The following is a 16,269-nucleotide window of genomic DNA, read 5'->3' as shown; positions in this document are numbered from 1 at the left end:
ACATGCCTGAAGGATCGGGATGACGCTGTGATAAAGTCCGCGCCCTGCAAAACGTACACCTTTCGGGGCTGATCCGTGGCCCGCCCTGATTTCACCGCCCGGATCACGCACCTCGCACCCTATAAAAAATCAGAGACGCCGTTATGACCGCTGCATCCCCTTCTTTATTGCTACGTCTGAAAAACCTCAGCCTGGTCGCGCAGATCCTGATCGGCCTGATTGCCGGCATCGCTCTGGCGCTGTTGGCCCCGGAAGCAGCCAAAGCCACTGCGTTTATCGGCAAGGTATTCGTTTCGGCACTCAAGGCCGTGGCGCCGATTCTGGTGTTCGTGCTGGTGATGGCTTCGATTGCCAACCACAAGCACGGTCAGGAAACCCATATTCGGCCGATTCTGTTCCTGTACCTGCTGGGGACTTTTGGTGCTGCGGTGGTCGCCGTGGTAGCCAGCACGATGTTCCCGTCGCATCTGGTGCTCTCCACTGACAATGTTGCGGTGACCGCACCCGGCGGCATCGGTGAAGTATTGCAAAGCCTGTTACTGAGCGTGGTGGATAACCCGGTGACTGCGTTGATGAACGCCAATTTCATCGGCATTCTGGCCTGGGCGATCGGCATGGGCGTGGCGATCCGGCATGCCGGCGACACCACACGCGAAGTGGTCAGCGACCTGTCCAATGGCGTGACCCTGATCGTGCGCGTGGTGATCCGCTTCGCGCCGCTGGGTATTTTTGGTCTGGTGGCTTCGACCCTGGCCACCTCGGGTTTCGGCGCGCTGCTTGGTTACGCGCACCTGTTGGCGGTGCTGCTCGGCTGCATGCTGTTCGTGGCGCTGGTGATGAACCCGCTGATCGTGTTCTGGAAGCTGCGTCGCAACCCGTATCCGCTGACCCTCAAGTGCCTGCGCGAAAGCGGTATCACCGCGTTTTTCACCCGCAGCTCGGCGGCGAACATTCCGGTCAATCTGGAATTGAGCAAACGCTTGGGTCTGCATGAAGACACTTATTCGGTGTCGATTCCGCTCGGCGCGACCATCAACATGGCCGGTGCGTCGATCACCATTACCGTGCTGACGCTGGCGGCAGTGCATACGCTGGGGATCGCGGTGGATATTCCGACGGCGATTCTGCTCAGCGTTGTGGCGGCGGTCTGCGCCTGCGGCGCGTCGGGTGTGGCCGGTGGTTCGCTGCTGCTGATTCCGTTGGCGTGCAGCTTGTTCGGCATTCCGAGCGAGATTGCGATGCAGGTGGTGGCGGTCGGTTTCATTATCGGCGTGTTGCAGGACTCGGCGGAGACAGCGTTGAATTCGTCGACCGATGTGCTGTTTACCGCGGCGGCTTGTATGGGTGAAGAAGAGAAAGCTCAGCGGATGGCGTAAACCGCATCCAGTAAAAAGCCCGCCAAGGCGCGAACCTTGGCGGGCTTTTTTGTGCCTTGGCGGTTTAGAACGCGCCCATGTAATCGCGCTTGCCCACTTCCACACCGTTATGACGCAGCAATGCGTATGTCGTGGTGACGTGGAAGAAGAACTGCGGCAGGCCGTAGCTCAGCAGGTAAGACTGGCCCGAGAAGCGTTTTTCTTTAGGCGTGCCCGGACGGGTAACAATCTCGATGCCTTCCTTGCCATCGATCTGCTCAGGCTTGATCTCGCCGATGTAGGCCAGCACTTTGGTAATCAGCGCTTGCAGCTCGGCGAAGGTGGTTTCTGTGTCGTCGTATTTCGGAACTTCTATTTCAGCCAGACGCGAAGAAACGCCTTTGGCGAAATCCACAGCGATCTGCACCTGACGCACCAGCGGGAACATGTCCGGGTACAAACGTGCTTGCAGGAAGGCGTTCGGGTCGATGTTTTTCGCGGTGGCGTGGGCTTCAGCCTTCTTCAGCACATCGCTCAGGGCGTTGAGCATTTGTTGAAAAACCGGGACGGATGCGGCGTACAGGGAAATGGTCATGGCAGTCTCACGTGGTGGCAGGGTCAATCGTGGGGCGATTATAGCCATGCCGCGAGACGCCTGCGGCTTGTCTTTTATCCTGCAAGGATTAGGCTAGGCGCCTTCGACTGCTGAGGGAACGCGCGATGACCACCGAACAACAAACCACCTTCGACGAACCACGGCTCAACGCCACGGAAATCCGCATTCTCGGTTCGTTGATCGAAAAGCAGGCCACCAGCCCGGAAAGCTATCCGCTGACCCTCAACGCGCTGCTGCTGGCGTGCAATCAGAAAACCAGCCGTGAACCGGTGATGAACCTGACGCAAGGCCAGGTCGGTCAAAGCCTGCGCGCGCTTGAAGGTCGTGGTTTTACCAAGCTGGTCATGGGCAGTCGCGCCGACCGCTGGGAGCACAAGGTCGACAAGGCTCTGGAACTGGTGCCGGCGCAGGTGATTCTGACCGGGCTGATGTTTCTGCGCGGTCCGCAGACCATCAACGAGCTGCTGACCCGCAGCGGGCGTATGCATGAGTTTGAGGACGCCGAGCAGGTGCTGCATCAGCTGGAGCGCTTGATTGCTCGCGGGCTGGCAGTGTTGATTCCGCGTCAGGCGGGTCAGCGGGAAGATCGCTATACCCATGCACTGGGCGATCCTGCGGATATCGAGGCAATCATGGCAGCGCGACAGAATCCTGCAGATCGCGGCGCGGCCAGCGGTGTTTCCGTGGAACGCATAGAAGAACTGGAGGCGCGGATCGCAGCGCTGGAAGAGCGCCTGTCGCGCCTGGAGTAAAGCCGCTACATAACCGGGGCGGTGTTATTCACCGTCCCAGTAATCCACCCCATCCGCCTGCCGCGCCACCGCTACAAAACCTGAAGCATTGCCCTCTGCGTCCACGTTGAAGTTATCCATCACCGCGTATTTGTTCGAATCCGGGTACTCGCAGATCTCCGGTTGCTGCTGGGTACTGACCGCCAGATATCGCAACTCAGCCTGACTGGTATTGATGATTTGATGCGCTTTCTCCGGACCACCCGACGGGCAGGCAATCACGTCGCCAGCGCGGATCGGAAAACGCTCGGCACCCAGCCGAACCTCGCCCTCCCCGGCCACCACGTAAAACATTTCCTCATTGACCCGATGACTGTGAAACGGACTGCCGCGCATTCCCGGTGGCAACGCATACAGACGGTAACCAAGTTTCTGCGCGCCCAATTGCTGACCGACCCGGGCCAGACGCTGCTGATAACGCCCGGCGGTTTCGCCTTCGGGCGCCAGCGCTTCAGGCAATGTTTCGAGTTCGACATCGTTCAGGTTGAGTATCGGCGGATGCATACAAACCTCGTTTCAGTGGTAGGTAATCAGCTACGAGCAAACGCCACCGCGGCCTGAAACTGTTCTTCTGTGGGACGCACGCCGGTGTACAGCACAAACTGCTCCAGCGCCTGAATGGCGATCACTTCCAGCCCGGTGATCACGCGTTTGCCTTCAGCGCGACCACGCATGATCAGCGGCGTCTCCGAGGGGATCGCCACCACATCGAACACCGTCTCCGCCGACTCAATCACTTCGGCGGCAAACGCCAGTTGATCCGCCTCCGGCCCGCCAGTCATGCCGATCGGCGTGACGTTGATCAGCATCTGTGAGCGCTCTTCGCCCAGTTCAGCCTGCCAACGATAGCCCAGCGAATCCGCGAGTGCTCTGCCGGCGCGCTCATTACGCGCAACAATCAAACCGTTTTTGTAACCGCCATCGCGCAGCGCACTGGCTACCGCTTTGGCCATGCCGCCGCTGCCGCGCAAGGCGAAGGTCGATTGTTGCGGAACTGCGTGCTTTGCGAGCAACTGCTCGATGGCGATGTAATCGGTGTTGTAGGCCTTGAGATGGCCGTCGGTGTTGACGATGGTGTTGATCGACTGGATCGCCGCAGCGGATGCATCCAGCTCATCGACCAGTTCAATACAGGCTTCCTTGAACGGCATCGACACGCCGCAGCCACGAATGCCCAACGCACGAATTCCGCTCACTGCGCCGGTCAGATCCTTACTGCTGAAGGCTTTGTAATAGAAGTTCAGGCCCAACTGCTCATACAAATGATTGTGAAACCGCAGACCGAAATTCCCCGGACGCCCGGAAAGGGACATACACAATTGGGTGTCTTTGTTGGGATTCATCTGCATGAAAAACTCCTTCGAATGCACTTTCGGATGGACGGGATTAGCCAGACCATCAGGTTCTGGAAGATGATTGAACGGCCTGCAACGGGCATCGCAATATTGACCCGCAGACCGGTAAAGAAACCGCTACAGACCTTACACAAAATTTACCCAGCCGCCGTGCTGTTTTGCAAAATGTTGCTGTCTTAGAAGTATCCCCGCGCGAACGCAAGCCTGTTGCAGGCCGGACGCCCGGGTCGAAGAACCGAGGAATTATCATGATTCGTAAACTCTCCATTGTCGCCCTGCTGATCGGTGCATTTGCTGTCACAGGCCAGGCCGAAGCCGGAGGTCATGGTTGGCAAGGCCCGGCAGTGTTTGGTGCGATCGTCGGCTCGGCCATCATCGGCTCGGCGCTGATCAATCAGGACCGGCCGGTCTACGTGCAGCAGCCGGTTTACGTTCAGCCGCAACCGGTCTATGTGCAGCAACCGCCACCACCGGTCTACTACCAGCCGGCGCCGGTTTATGTGCAACAACCGGTTTATTACCAACCGGCCCCCGTGTATTACGGCCCACCGCGCGGCTACTACGGCCCTCCACGTCACTACTACGGCGGCCCGCGCTGGTAATCACAACAACACTGAGCCTCGCTTTGATAGCGGGGCTTTTTTTCGCCAACAAAGTGCGCCGTTCGTCGGGCCGAGTCTGAAAAAATCGCGTGAACGTCGCTGTGAGGACAGTTTCCCCGGCTAAAGTCGGCATGATTGATTCGAGCGTCGTGAATTCATTCACACAACGGTCATCCATTTGTCATGACGGAACCGCAATCTGAATCCGTCCGCATACAACAAATCGATAACAACAAGGACGACAGGAATGCCAACACAGAACCCGCACCGCATTGTCGGTTTGTGCACCTCGAGCAAGGTGTACAACACATTGACCGAGCTCAAGCACCTGGAAGGCCATCGCAGCGCCAAGTTTCTCTCGCTGCTCGCGGAAAACCTGGTGCGCAAGGGGCTGCTCAATGAGCACGAGATTGTGCACATGCTCGATCAAGTGGTGGATTGACCCAGCTCTCACTGGCGTCAATGACCACTATCGAAAGCGTTGATTGTCCCCGCCGCTGACAAATCCTTAAGGTAGCCCCACAGATTCAGTGGAGGTCCTTGTCATGGCTCAGGTTCAAATCATGTCGGTTATCGGCAGCGCCGTTCCCGCCCCGCTCCGCGCGCTGGGATTGCTCGCCTGCTGGTATCTGGTGCGCGATGGCGAGCCAATCAGCGGCCCGCTCACCTCATTGCCCGATGCTCAGGCATTGTCGCTGCAGATTGGCAATCAGCCGTTCAACGCCTAAGAAGGCAGCTGCACTTTCGGCTTGGTTTCGACGAACAGCGCCCAGCTCGACATGAACAGCGCGGCAATCAACGGGCCGATCACGAAGCCGTTCAGACCGAACACCGCCATACCGCCCAGCGTCGAGATCAGGATCAGGTAATCCGGCATCCGCGTGTCCTTGCCCACCAGAATCGGGCGCAGCACATTGTCCACCAGGCCGATCACGAAGACCCCGAACAAGCCCAGTACCACGCCTTCCCAGATCATCCCGCTGAGCAGGAAATACACCGCCACCGGCGCCCAGACGATCCCCGCGCCCACCGCTGGCAGCAGCGACAGGAACCCCATCAGCACCGCCCACAGCAATGCGCTGGGAATATCGAGAAACCAGAATATCGCCCCGCCCAACGCACCCTGAGTGATTGCCACCACCAAATTGCCTTTCACCGTGGCACGCACCACGCGGTTGAACTTGAGCTGTAAACGACGCTTGTGGTTTTCCTCCAGCGGCACCGCCGTGCGCATCTTGCGCGCCAGCTCGGGACCGTCGCGCAGGAAGAAAAACAGCAGATACAACATGATGAAAAAACTCACCACAAACTCGAACGTGCCCTGGCCGAAACTGAACGCCTGAGTCGCCAGCACCTGACTGCCCTGCATTGCGCTTTTGACGATTTTCTCGCGCAAACCATTCAGCTCGCCCAAGCCGAATCGATCAAGCAGGTTCTGGAAGTACGGCGGCAGACTGTGCTTGAACTGCGCCAGATAGGCGCCAATGTCGAGTTTGCCGCTTTCGATGTTGTTGTAGACCGTGGCCCCTTCCTGCACCAGCAGCACGCTGATGACGATCACCGGCAAAATCGCAATCACCAGGCAGATGCTCAGGGTGCACAGTGACGTCAGGTTGCGCTGCCAGCCGAATTTGAACTGCAATTTGCGCTGCATCGGCGCAAACACGATGCCCAGAATTACCGCCCAGAACACCGCGCCGTAGAACGGCAGCAAGATCCAGATAAAGGCGACCGTCACCAGCACGAGCAGCACGGTGAGGGATTTGAATTGCAGACTCTTTTGGTTCATGTCCAGTCCATGTCAGTCAGGCGCCACACGCGCCCGCCCAACTTAGTCAGCCCGCGGCGGCCCAAGTGCCATCAATCTTTAATGAGCATAGATGCAGATCAATAAAGCCTTGGCCCAACTGCTCTACCCTGCCGCGCTTTTGCGATTGATACCGCCATGACGCCCTCCTTGACCCCGGAACTGCTGGCCCCCGCCGGCACCCTGAAAAACATGCGTTACGCCTTCGCCTACGGCGCCGATGCGGTTTACGCCGGCCAGCCGCGCTATAGCCTGCGCGTGCGCAACAACGAATTCGATCACGCCAACCTCGCCCTTGGCATTCAGGAGGCCCAGGCCCAGGGCAAGCGTTTCTATGTGGTGGTCAACATCGCCCCGCACAACGCCAAGCTGAAAACCTTCCTCAAGGATCTGGCGCCAGTGATCGAGATGGCGCCGGACGCGCTGATCATGTCCGACCCGGGCTTGATCATGCTGGTGCGCCGGCACTTCCCGCAGATGCCGATCCACCTTTCGGTGCAGGCCAACACGGTGAACTGGGCGAGCGTCGAGTTCTGGCAACAGCAAGGCCTGACCCGGATCATTCTGTCGCGGGAACTGTCGCTCGAGGAAATCAGCGAAATTCGCGAACAAGTGCCGGGCATGGAGCTGGAAGTGTTCGTGCATGGCGCGTTGTGCATGGCCTACTCCGGACACTGTTTGCTGTCGGGTTACATGAACAAGCGCGATGCCAATCAGGGCAGTTGCACCAATGCCTGCCGCTGGAAATATTCGGCGCAGGAGGCCACTGAGAATCAGCTCGGCGAGATCGTGCAGACCTGCGAACCACAGCCGACCCTCGGGATTGGCGCACCGACCGAGCAGGTGTTCCTGTTGCAGGAAGCCAATCGCCCCGACGAATCGATGCCAGCGTTCGAAGACGAACACGGCACTTACATCATGAACGCAAAGGACCTGCGCGCAGTGCAACACGTCGAGCGCTTGACCCGGATGGGCGTGCATTCATTGAAGATCGAGGGCCGTACCAAGTCGCACTTCTACTGCGCGCGCACCACGCAGGTGTATCGCCGGGCGATTGATGATGCAGTGGCCGGACGCGCATTTGATCGCAGCCTGATGACGGATCTGGAATCGTTGGCGCAACGCGGATACACCGAGGGTTTTCTGCGCCGGCATGTGCATGACGAATATCAGAACTATCAGAACGGCAGCTCGGTGTCGGAGCGTCAGCAGTTTGTCGGCGAGTTGACCGGGGAGCGGCGTGATGGCTTGGCTGAGGTCAAGGTAAAGAATCGTTTTGCGTTGGGCGACCATTTGGAGCTTATGACGCCGGTGGGCAATTTTCAGTTTGATCTGCAGCAGTTGCTGAGTGTGAAAGGTGAGGCGATCGAGGTAGCGCCGGGAGATGGGCATACGGTTTATTTGCGGGTGCCGGATGGGGTGGAGCTGCAGTTCGGGTTACTGATGCGGGATATCGGCGCCTGCTAGAAGGCCCTCACCCTAGCCCTCTCCCAAAGGGAGAGGGGACTGAATGGGAGATGCTTCAGATTAACGCCGACCTGATCAATCAGCTGTGAATCCATAATCGACGCGGCTTTTCAGGTCGATGTACCACGCCAGACACCTCGGTAGGCTCCCTCTCCCTCCGGGAGAGGGCTGGGGTGAGGGGCCGCTCTTTTACGATCAGCGTTGATCATCCGACAGCGGCGTAGGCTCATCCGCCGGTGGCATATCTTCGTCAGCCGGTGGATCTTGCCAGTCGTCCGGACGGTCGGCATCACTCAACGGATCGCGGCCGGGATTCATTCCTGGAGGCACATCGTGATCGGCCAGTGTCGGTTCGTCCATGCCGGGCATTGCGCGGGTTGGATCGGTCGGAGCAGTTCCACCCTGAAACAGCGTGTCGTCAGCCATGATGCACCTCACAAAAGGAGGCCCGGAACATCCGGGTCGTACACGTTGGAAATGTCCCCGCGCACAGCGTGCTATCGAACAGACCAACGGTGATCAACCCTGCGCAGAAAACCGGTCACGGCTGTTGGTCAGGTGCAGCCACATCGCGGCACGGGCCGCATCCGCGTCCTGACGCTTGATCGCATTGAGGATCGCCTCGTGCTCCAGATTGGCCAGTTGCCCGAGCTTGCTTAAATCGGTCGCGCCGCGTTCAGCAGCATTCACCCGAGTACGAGGAATCATTGCGCTGCCCAGGTGCTGCATGATTTCGGTGAAGCACACGTTACCGGTAGCCTCGGCGATCAATAGATGAAAGCGCCGGTCAGCCTCGACACAACTGTCGTTGTTGGCCAGCAGCCGCTGATAGTCATCGAGTGCCTGACGCATCTGCAGCAGTTGCTGCTCGCTACGGCGATGCGCAGCCAGCGCCGCTGCCTGTGTTTCCAGCCCCATGCGCAATTCAAGAATGCTGCGCACCCCCAGCGCGGTGTCGACATTCAGGCGCAGGCCCTGCTCCGGCGCGCGCTCGATCACAAAGGTGCCGATGCCGTGGCGCGTTTCCACCAGACCGGACGCCTGCAACTTGGAAATCGCCTCGCGCACCACGGTGCGGCTGACCCCGTATTCCTGAACGATCGAGTTCTCCGACGGCAACTTGTCACCGGGCAGCATCTGGCCGAGCAGGATGCTCTGCGTGAGTTTCTCCACCAGATCGTGGGCCAGGTTGTGCGCGCGTTTGCGGGTGGGAGCGTCGAGGTCTTCGTGCATGGTCGATTCCGGTGTCGGGGCTTGTGGATCGTAGCACTGTGGTGCTGAGGGCCTGAGCAAAATCTTCCATAAACGCTGCCATACTTGTATGACAACACTCATTCTATCTGGTTATTAATTCATCCCTAGGAAGCGCAACAGCCTCCAGACTGGGTTCATGAGATCGAAAAATCCGGTCCAAAAACGCCGATAAACCCAATAGATACGGAAACCGCATTGAATAAAAGGCATAAAAAATTTTTTAAAAGATGATTTTGATTGCTTGCCGCACTTGTAGGACAAAAAAATCTAGTTGTATGATGTCTATCAACAAGCAACGTCCAGCAACACCCCGCATAAAAATAACGAGTGGGAGAAAATCCAGTGAAAACATCCATCGCCGGGATGCATGAGGGCGCCGATTCAGTGCTGTCCTCAGCCATTTCCAAAGTCAAACGCCACGTCCTGCCGCTGTTCGTGATCATGTTCATCGTCAATTACATTGATCGGGTGAACATCGGTTTCGTGCGCACGCACATGGAACACGATCTGGGCATCGGTGCCGCCGCTTACGGTTTCGGTGCCGGGCTGTTCTTCATCGGCTACGCGCTGTTCGAAGTCCCGTCGAACATGCTTCTGCAAAAAGTCGGCGCACGAATCTGGCTGACCCGCATCATGTTCACCTGGGGCCTGGTCGCCGCCGGCATGGCGTTCATCCAGAACGAAACCCACTTCTATATCCTCAGATTTCTGCTCGGCGTGGCCGAAGCCGGATTCTTCCCAGGCGTGATTTACTACTTCACCCGCTGGCTGCCGGGCGCCGAGCGCGGCAAGGCGATTGCGATTTTCCTCAGCGGTTCGGCCGTGGCCTCGCTGATCTCCGGCCCATTGTCCGGCCTGCTGCTGCAAATCAACGGCTTGGGAATGCACGGCTGGCAGTGGATGTATTTCATTGAAGGGATGTTCTCGGTCGGGCTGTGCGTGTTCGTCTGGTTCTGGCTCGACGCCAAACCCCATGACGCCAAATGGCTGAGCCGCGCCGAACAGGACGCGCTGGTCAAAGCCATCGACGACGAGCAACTGGCCCGCGAAGCGGCGACGCCGATCAAACCGTCACTGGGCAAATTGCTCAAGGACCGGCAGATCATTCTGTTCTGCCTGATCTACTTCTTCATCCAGTTGACGATCTACGCCGCGACGTTCTGGCTGCCAAGCATCATCAAAAAAATGGGCGAGATGAGTGACCTGCAGGTCGGCCTGTTCAACTCGATTCCGTGGTTGCTGTCGATCATCGGAATGTACGCCTTCGCGACTTTCTCGGCCAAGTGGAAGCACCAACAGGCTTGGGTTGCCACGGCGTTGTTGATTGCCGCAGCGGGGATGTTCATGTCCACCACCGGCGGGCCGATCTTCGCATTCGTCGCGATTTGCTTTGCCGCGCTCGGCTTCAAGTCTGCGTCGTCGCTGTTCTGGCCGATTCCCCAGGCTTATCTCGATGCGCGCATCGCGGCGGCGGTGATCGCGTTGATCAACTCGGTCGGCAATCTCGGCGGCTTCGTCGCACCGACCACGTTCGGCCTGCTCGAAGAACACACCGGTTCGATCCAGGGCGGCCTGTATGGCCTGGCCGCGACTTCGATCATCGCAGCGATCATCGTGTTCTTCGCCCGAACCCAACCGAAATCCGTAGCTGATGCCGGCGCACAAATTTCCACGCCGAAGCACGCCTGAATTCTGCATTTATAAGGACAACAAAAATGACCGCACACGACATCGCCAAAGCCCCGATCATCACCGACATGCAAGTCATCCCGGTGGCCGGCCACGACGGCATGCTGCTCAACCTGAGCGGCGCGCACGGGCCGTTTTTCACCCGCAACATCGTCATTCTGAAAGACAACGCCGGCCACACCGGCGTCGGTGAAGTGCCGGGCGGCGAACGGATCCGCCAGACCCTCGAAGACGCGCGCAGCCTGGTGATCGGCAGCCCGATCGGCACTTATCAGAAGATCCTCAACCAGGTTCGCCAGACCTTTGCCGACCGCGACGCTGGCGGCCGTGGCCTGCAGACCTTCGATCTGCGCATCACCATCCACGCTGTCACGGGCCTTGAAGCCGCCCTGCTCGACCTGCTCGGCCAGCATCTCGACATACCGGTGGCCGCATTGCTCGGTGAAGGTCAGCAGCGTGATCAAGTGAAGATGCTCGGCTATCTGTTTTATGTCGGTGATCAGCGCGAAACCGACCTCGCTTACCGCAGCGAGCCGGATGCCGACAACGACTGGTTCCGCGTACGTCACGAAAAAGCCATGACCGCCGAGGCCGTGGTGCGCCTCGCAGAAGCGGCGCATCAGCGCTACGGCTTCAAGGATTTCAAACTCAAGGGCGGCGTACTCAGCGGCGATGCGGAAATAGAAGCCGTCACTGCACTGGCCGAACGCTTCCCCGATGCGCGCATCACCCTCGATCCGAACGGCGCGTGGTCACTCAAGGAAGCCATCCGTCTGTGCCGCGATCAGCATCATGTACTCGCATACGCCGAAGATCCGTGCGGCGCAGAGAACGGCTATTCGGGCCGTGAAGTGATGGCCGAATTCCGCCGCGCCACCGGGCTGAAAACCGCGACCAACATGATCGCCACCGACTGGCGCGAGATGGGCCACGCGATTCAGTTGCAATCGGTCGACATCCCGCTGGCCGACCCGCACTTCTGGACCATGCAGGGTTCGGTGCGCGTGGCGCAAATGTGCCACGAATGGGGCCTGACCTGGGGCTCGCACTCGAACAATCACTTCGACATTTCGCTGGCGATGTTCACCCACGTCGCCGCCGCTGCGCCGGGCGACATCACCGCCATCGACACCCACTGGATCTGGCAGGACGGCCAGCGCCTGACCAAAGCGCCGCTGCAAATCGTCGACGGTTGCGTGCAAGTGCCGCAGAAACCGGGGCTGGGCGTGGAGCTGGACATGGATCAGCTGGCCAAGGCGCACGAACTGTATAAAGGCATGGGACTCGGCGCGCGCGATGACAGCGTGGCGATGCAGTTTCTGATTCCGGGATGGAAATTCGATAACAAGCGGCCGTGTCTGGTGCGCTGACCCTGTACTGAAAACACCACAAAACCTGTGAGAGCCGGGCTTGCCCGCGATGACGTCCGGTCAGTCGAAGCAAATGTTGACTGTGCCGGCCTCATCGCTGGCAAGTCGAATCGTCGCACCGCAGCTCCCACAGTTTTGATATCCACCCGAGAACCGCACTTCGCTTCCAACCACTCAACCCGATGAGCGTTAGCTCGAGTGCAGCTCTTGATCGCAAGCGCCCGTCGGCAGGCTGAGTGGAGGGATTGATCCGGGGAGGGAGCGAAGCGACGTTTGGCGCAGCCAAACACATCGAGAGGAGGTGCAGCGCAGCAAACCGGAGGCGATGCCCCCGGAACAATCCCGGAGCGAAGGAACCCGAGCCTAAGCGAGGGCCGAACGTCAGGGTAAAGCCTTTTTGGTTACTTTTTCGGCGTCTGGAAAAAGTGACCCGCCGTCAGGGCGGAACCCCAAGAAGCCGTTATCGCAGCAACGGATATGTACACCGCAAAAAAACCATCGCCTGCCCCGACGCCATCGCTGGCAAGCCAGCTCCCACAGGTTTTGAGTACTTCCGCAACAGCATCAGCGCCTCAGAGATAGCCATCACCAGCAGGCTCCCACAGGATTCAGTGTTGATCCGAGGCTTGCAGCAACCAGTTTTTGAACGCCATCATCGCGGCCGACTCCTGTCGCGATTGCAACCGCGTCAGCCAGTAACTGCCCGTGGTGATCTCAATCGCAAACGGCTGGCGAATCAAGTCTGCCGCCAGTTGCCGGGCAAACATCAGCGGCGGCGCCAACGCGACTCCACTGCCCTGCAACGCCGCCTCCATCATCGCCAATGACGAATCGAAAACGATGCTCTGCGGCGGCGCGGCATGGGTCGCCAGTCCTGCGGCGTGAAACCATTCCGGCCACTCATCGGTGCGATATGAACGCAACAAGCGCTGCTGAAGAAGATCTCCCGGCGTGTGCAATTGCCGAGCGATTTCCGGAACGCACAACACCGACAACGGCGCATCGAGCACGCGGGTCGCCTCAATGCCGTGCCACGCCCCGGCGCCAAAACGAATCGCGTAATCCAGGCCCTCAGCCGCCACATCCACCCGGTTGTTGTTAGTCGACAGCCGTAAATCTATTAGCGGATGTTTCGCCTGAAAGTCTGCCAACCTCGGCAGCAGCCAGCCGACAGCAAAAGTACCCACCGCGCCAACCGTCAACGTGTCGCGATATTGCCCGCCCGCCAGACGCTCGAGCATCTGCGCGATATGATCGAACGAAGTGGTGAGCACCGGCAGCAGGGTTTCGCCTTCACTGGTCAGCATCAGCCCACGGGGCAGGCGTTTGAACAGGGTGACATTGAGTTGCGCTTCGAGGCTTTTCACCTGATGGCTGACGGCTGCCTGCGTCACGCACAATTCCACGGCGGCGCGGGTGAAGCTTAGATGTCGGGCAGACGCTTCGAAGGCGCGCAGCGCATTGAGGGGTAATTGTGGTCGGATCATGCCCAGTCCCAAATTTTTCTAATGGCTCGTGCGAGATTTCATCGTTTGCCGGCAGGCGCCGAACTGCCTAGATTGGCGGCGCTGCTCGGCAGGCCAGTGGCGAAATTGCCCGCAGTCTAGCGGGATAAGACAATCAGCACTCATGGAGAGTGGTTCATTTATGTTTCCAATTAATCTGCAGAATGTGGCTGTTTGCAGCGCTTTCGGACTTTTTTTCAGTGCAGCAAACTGCATGGCTGCGCCGTCGTCCGACGATCAACTGCAAGCGCTGGTCAAGAATGCCGTCACGCCCGTGATGCAGCAACAGAACATCCACGGCTTGGCGGTGGCAATCACCATTGATGGCCAGCCGCATTACTTTAACTACGGCGTCGCCGACCAGAGCACCGGTCAGACCGTCAGCGAAAACACCCTGTTTGAAATCGGCTCGGTAAGCAAAACCTACACCGCCACCCTCGGCGGCTACGCACAGGCCAGCGGCAAACTGGATTTTTCCGCGAAGGCGAGCAAGGTCTGGCCCGAATTGCGCGCCAGTGCGTTCGACACCATCAGCGTGCTGCAACTGGGCACCTACAGCGCTGGCGGACTGCCGCTGCAATTCCCGGATGCTGCAGATTCTTCCGACAAGATGCTCGGCTATTTCCAACAGTGGAAACCGACTTATCCGGCCGGCAACCATCGCCAATATTCCAACCCGAGTATTGGACTGTTCGGCTATCTGGCAGCAAAAAGCCTCGGCCAGCCGTTCGATCAGGCCATGACCGAAACCCTGCTACCGAAATTCGGACTCAAGCACACCTTCCTTTCGGTCCCCGCGTCTGAGGAGAAGCTGTACGCCCAAGGCTATGACAAGAACAACCAAGCGGTGCACGTCAGCCCCGGCGCACTGGATGCGGAAGCCTATGGCGTGAAGACCAGCGCCGCAGATCTGCTCAAATTTGTCGACGCCAACCTGAACTCCGCGCCACTCGAAGCCCCCCTGCAAAAAGCCATCGCCCTCACCCACACCGGCTACTACAGCGTCGGCGACATGACCCAGGGCCTGGGCTGGGAACGCTACACCTACCCGATCAGCCTCGAGCGCCTGCTGGCCGGCAACTCCACGGCGATGGTCATGGAAGCGCACAAGGTCAAATGGCTTAATCCGCCGCAGCCTGCATCGACGGATATGTTGCTGAACAAGACGGGCTCGACCGGTGGCTTCGGTGCTTATGTTGCGTTCGTGCCGGCGAAGAAGGTCGGCATCGTGATTCTGGCGAACAAGAATTACCCGAATGCCGAACGGGTGAAGATTGCGCATGGGATTTTGGCTGAGCTGACCAAGTAATCGGGCAATAAAAAATGGCGAACGCTTTAAACCGTTCGCCATTTTTTTCAACTCAGCCCCGCAGCCGCCAATCAATCATCCGGCATTTCCGGTGGCTTGCTCGGTTTGGCAGGCTTCACCGGTTTGCTGCCCTTGGCACCTTTGGCCGGCGCCGGTTCAGTCGCTGCTGGCGGAGTCACAACCGCTGCCGCAGCTTCTTTTTCAGCCATCGGCATGGCATCGATCGTGTCGAAGATTTTCTTCAGGTCCACCGCCTTCGCTTCATCACCCGAGGCTGCCAATTTGGTCTCGCCGTCCTTGCCCACCAGGAAGATTTTCGGATAAGCCCCGGCGCCGAGTTTCAGCGAACGCAGCAGCGCCATGGTGTCTTGCTGGCCCAGATCCTTGCCGTCGAGTTGACCGGACATGCTCAGGATGGTGTAGACCTTGAGCTTGCGGTCGGCGATGCCTTGCTTGTTGGCCGGGTCCTCCAGCGACTTTTTCAGGCCGACCCAGACCGGGTCCACCGTACTGTTGGCGATCACGATCAAAGGGCGGTAGTTGCCTTTGTCGACGTCCAGCGGTGAATCGTTGTCGCCAGCGAACGAGGGGCCGGCAATCGCCAGCAAGAGTGTCAGGGTCAGTGACCTGATGAGCATGCGCATCTCCTTTTGATATCCACGCTCTAATGATTGCGCATCGCGGCGATTGTTCCGGGGGCTGCCCGGCAAATGTGCGTCGCCTTGCCCAAAGCTTAGGTCAGGGCCGTCATTGCGCAACCGGGGTTGGACGTGTTGTCAGTGACAGTGATGAAGCGCGCTCCTGGAATAAGAGTCCTTCAGGACTTAGCGCAAAGCCGCGTCGAGAGCTGACTCCAGCATTGCGGGATCCACGCACCGCCCCTCAAGCCTGAGCAGTCCGTCATCGAGCCTGATGCTCAACATTACAGGTTGTCGATCACCGGGATACTTGCGCAGCAGCAGCGTAATTTCACCGGGCGTATCGTCTGTAATAGTAATCAGATCCCACAAGCTGTCGCTCAGGTCCACCAGCGTCCGCTGCTGCTGATCCACTACCCGCGGCGCGTACAGCCAATGGCTCATGCGCATTTCGCGGGGTTCGACGGTGATGGCTATGCGGCCATCGCAGTGATAAGTGGTTTCGCTCATG

General features: G+C 58.9%; 18 protein-coding genes. 9 read left to right on the top strand and 9 right to left on the bottom strand.

Annotated elements, in window-relative coordinates; translation table 11 throughout:
• The first annotated feature begins 143 nt into the window (after positions 1 to 143).
• Positions 144 to 1,376 carry a serine/threonine transporter SstT gene (gene sstT / locus ACOI8A_RS18800; RefSeq protein ID WP_420650153.1) on the top strand — a complete coding sequence of 411 codons (1,233 nt, stop codon included), beginning with the start codon at positions 144 to 146 and terminating at the stop codon, positions 1,374 to 1,376.
• A 64-nt stretch (positions 1,377 to 1,440) separates the two neighbouring features.
• On the opposite strand, the gene ACOI8A_RS18795 is transcribed toward sstT, so the two are convergent.
• Positions 1,441 to 1,950 carry a DUF1993 domain-containing protein gene (locus ACOI8A_RS18795; protein WP_420650154.1) on the bottom strand — a complete coding sequence of 170 codons (510 nt, stop codon included), beginning with the start codon at positions 1,948 to 1,950 and terminating at the stop codon, positions 1,441 to 1,443.
• A gap of 125 nt (positions 1,951 to 2,075) precedes the next feature.
• On the opposite strand from ACOI8A_RS18795, the gene ACOI8A_RS18790 reads away from it, so the two are divergent.
• Positions 2,076 to 2,723: a YceH family protein gene (locus tag ACOI8A_RS18790; RefSeq protein ID WP_420650155.1), complete on the top strand. Its 648-nt coding sequence runs from the start codon at positions 2,076 to 2,078 to the stop codon at positions 2,721 to 2,723.
• Between the two features lie 24 nt (positions 2,724 to 2,747).
• Here ACOI8A_RS18790 and ACOI8A_RS18785 read toward each other — a convergent pair whose 3' ends face one another.
• Complete coding sequence (locus ACOI8A_RS18785; protein WP_420650156.1) at positions 2,748 to 3,266, bottom strand: cupin domain-containing protein; 519 nt, start codon at positions 3,264 to 3,266, stop codon at positions 2,748 to 2,750.
• Positions 3,267 to 3,292: 26 nt separating this feature from the next.
• Complete coding sequence (locus ACOI8A_RS18780; RefSeq protein WP_420650157.1) at positions 3,293 to 4,111, bottom strand: shikimate 5-dehydrogenase; 819 nt, start codon at positions 4,109 to 4,111, stop codon at positions 3,293 to 3,295.
• 254 nt (positions 4,112 to 4,365) lie between these two features.
• On the opposite strand from ACOI8A_RS18780, the gene ACOI8A_RS18775 reads away from it, so the two are divergent.
• The 3 genes from ACOI8A_RS18775 to ACOI8A_RS18765 all read left to right on the top strand — a co-directional run bounded on the left by ACOI8A_RS18775 (position 4,366) and on the right by ACOI8A_RS18765 (position 5,447).
• Positions 4,366 to 4,719 (top strand): hypothetical protein, encoded by a 354-nt coding sequence (locus ACOI8A_RS18775; RefSeq protein WP_420650158.1) that lies wholly within the window; start codon positions 4,366 to 4,368, stop codon positions 4,717 to 4,719.
• 247 nt (positions 4,720 to 4,966) lie between these two features.
• Positions 4,967 to 5,161: a hypothetical protein gene (locus tag ACOI8A_RS18770; RefSeq protein ID WP_420650159.1), complete on the top strand. Its 195-nt coding sequence runs from the start codon at positions 4,967 to 4,969 to the stop codon at positions 5,159 to 5,161.
• A gap of 103 nt (positions 5,162 to 5,264) precedes the next feature.
• Positions 5,265 to 5,447 (top strand): hypothetical protein, encoded by a 183-nt coding sequence (locus tag ACOI8A_RS18765; RefSeq protein ID WP_420650160.1) that lies wholly within the window; start codon positions 5,265 to 5,267, stop codon positions 5,445 to 5,447.
• On the opposite strand, the gene ACOI8A_RS18760 is transcribed toward ACOI8A_RS18765, so the two are convergent.
• A complete protein-coding gene (locus tag ACOI8A_RS18760) occupies positions 5,444 to 6,508 on the bottom strand; it encodes an AI-2E family transporter (protein WP_420650161.1) in 1,065 nt (354 codons plus the stop codon). The two genes, ACOI8A_RS18765 and ACOI8A_RS18760, sit on opposite strands and share 4 nt — an antisense overlap.
• Positions 6,509 to 6,664: 156 nt before the next feature.
• On the opposite strand from ACOI8A_RS18760, the gene yegQ reads away from it, so the two are divergent.
• Complete coding sequence (yegQ, locus tag ACOI8A_RS18755) at positions 6,665 to 7,993, top strand: tRNA 5-hydroxyuridine modification protein YegQ (RefSeq protein ID WP_420650162.1); 1,329 nt, start codon at positions 6,665 to 6,667, stop codon at positions 7,991 to 7,993.
• A 195-nt stretch (positions 7,994 to 8,188) separates the two neighbouring features.
• On the opposite strand, the gene ACOI8A_RS18750 is transcribed toward yegQ, so the two are convergent.
• Both ACOI8A_RS18750 and ACOI8A_RS18745 read right to left on the bottom strand, forming a co-directional pair.
• The gene (locus tag ACOI8A_RS18750) at positions 8,189 to 8,419 is read right to left on the bottom strand and encodes a hypothetical protein (protein ID WP_420650163.1); all 231 of its coding nucleotides are present in this window, start codon (positions 8,417 to 8,419) and stop codon (positions 8,189 to 8,191) included.
• A 93-nt stretch (positions 8,420 to 8,512) separates the two neighbouring features.
• Positions 8,513 to 9,226: a FadR/GntR family transcriptional regulator gene (locus ACOI8A_RS18745; RefSeq protein ID WP_420650164.1), complete on the bottom strand. Its 714-nt coding sequence runs from the start codon at positions 9,224 to 9,226 to the stop codon at positions 8,513 to 8,515.
• 363 nt (positions 9,227 to 9,589) lie between these two features.
• Here ACOI8A_RS18745 and ACOI8A_RS18740 point away from each other — a divergent pair, with 363 nt between their 5' ends.
• Together ACOI8A_RS18740 and gudD are read left to right on the top strand one after the other, a co-directional pair.
• The gene (locus ACOI8A_RS18740) at positions 9,590 to 10,936 is read left to right on the top strand and encodes an MFS transporter (protein ID WP_420650165.1); all 1,347 of its coding nucleotides are present in this window, start codon (positions 9,590 to 9,592) and stop codon (positions 10,934 to 10,936) included.
• A gap of 26 nt (positions 10,937 to 10,962) precedes the next feature.
• Entirely contained in the window at positions 10,963 to 12,306 is a 1,344-nt protein-coding gene (gudD, locus tag ACOI8A_RS18735) for a glucarate dehydratase (protein ID WP_420650166.1), read from the top strand.
• A 608-nt stretch (positions 12,307 to 12,914) separates the two neighbouring features.
• Here the strand turns inward: gudD and ACOI8A_RS18730 are convergent.
• On the bottom strand, positions 12,915 to 13,793 hold the full coding sequence (locus ACOI8A_RS18730) for a LysR family transcriptional regulator (protein ID WP_420650167.1): 879 nt from the start codon (positions 13,791 to 13,793) through the stop codon (positions 12,915 to 12,917).
• A 232-nt stretch (positions 13,794 to 14,025) separates the two neighbouring features.
• Between ACOI8A_RS18730 and ampC the strand changes: the two genes are divergently transcribed.
• Entirely contained in the window at positions 14,026 to 15,120 is a 1,095-nt protein-coding gene (gene ampC, locus ACOI8A_RS18725; protein WP_420650168.1) for a class C beta-lactamase, read from the top strand.
• Between the two features lie 71 nt (positions 15,121 to 15,191).
• Here the strand turns inward: ampC and ACOI8A_RS18720 are convergent, their stop codons facing one another.
• Both ACOI8A_RS18720 and ACOI8A_RS18715 read right to left on the bottom strand, forming a co-directional pair.
• The gene (locus ACOI8A_RS18720; protein WP_420651439.1) at positions 15,192 to 15,758 is read right to left on the bottom strand and encodes a DUF4174 domain-containing protein; all 567 of its coding nucleotides are present in this window, start codon (positions 15,756 to 15,758) and stop codon (positions 15,192 to 15,194) included.
• 186 nt (positions 15,759 to 15,944) lie between these two features.
• The gene (locus tag ACOI8A_RS18715) at positions 15,945 to 16,268 is read right to left on the bottom strand and encodes a hypothetical protein (protein ID WP_420650170.1); all 324 of its coding nucleotides are present in this window, start codon (positions 16,266 to 16,268) and stop codon (positions 15,945 to 15,947) included.
• Position 16,269: the final 1 nt, after the last annotated feature.

Source organism: Pseudomonas sp. P4795 (genome assembly GCF_048822895.1).
In the GTDB taxonomy this organism is placed as follows: Bacteria; Pseudomonadota; Gammaproteobacteria; order Pseudomonadales; family Pseudomonadaceae; genus Aquipseudomonas.
The sequence above is the reverse complement of the archived record's forward strand: the minus strand, read 5'-3'. Positions and strand labels throughout refer to the sequence as shown.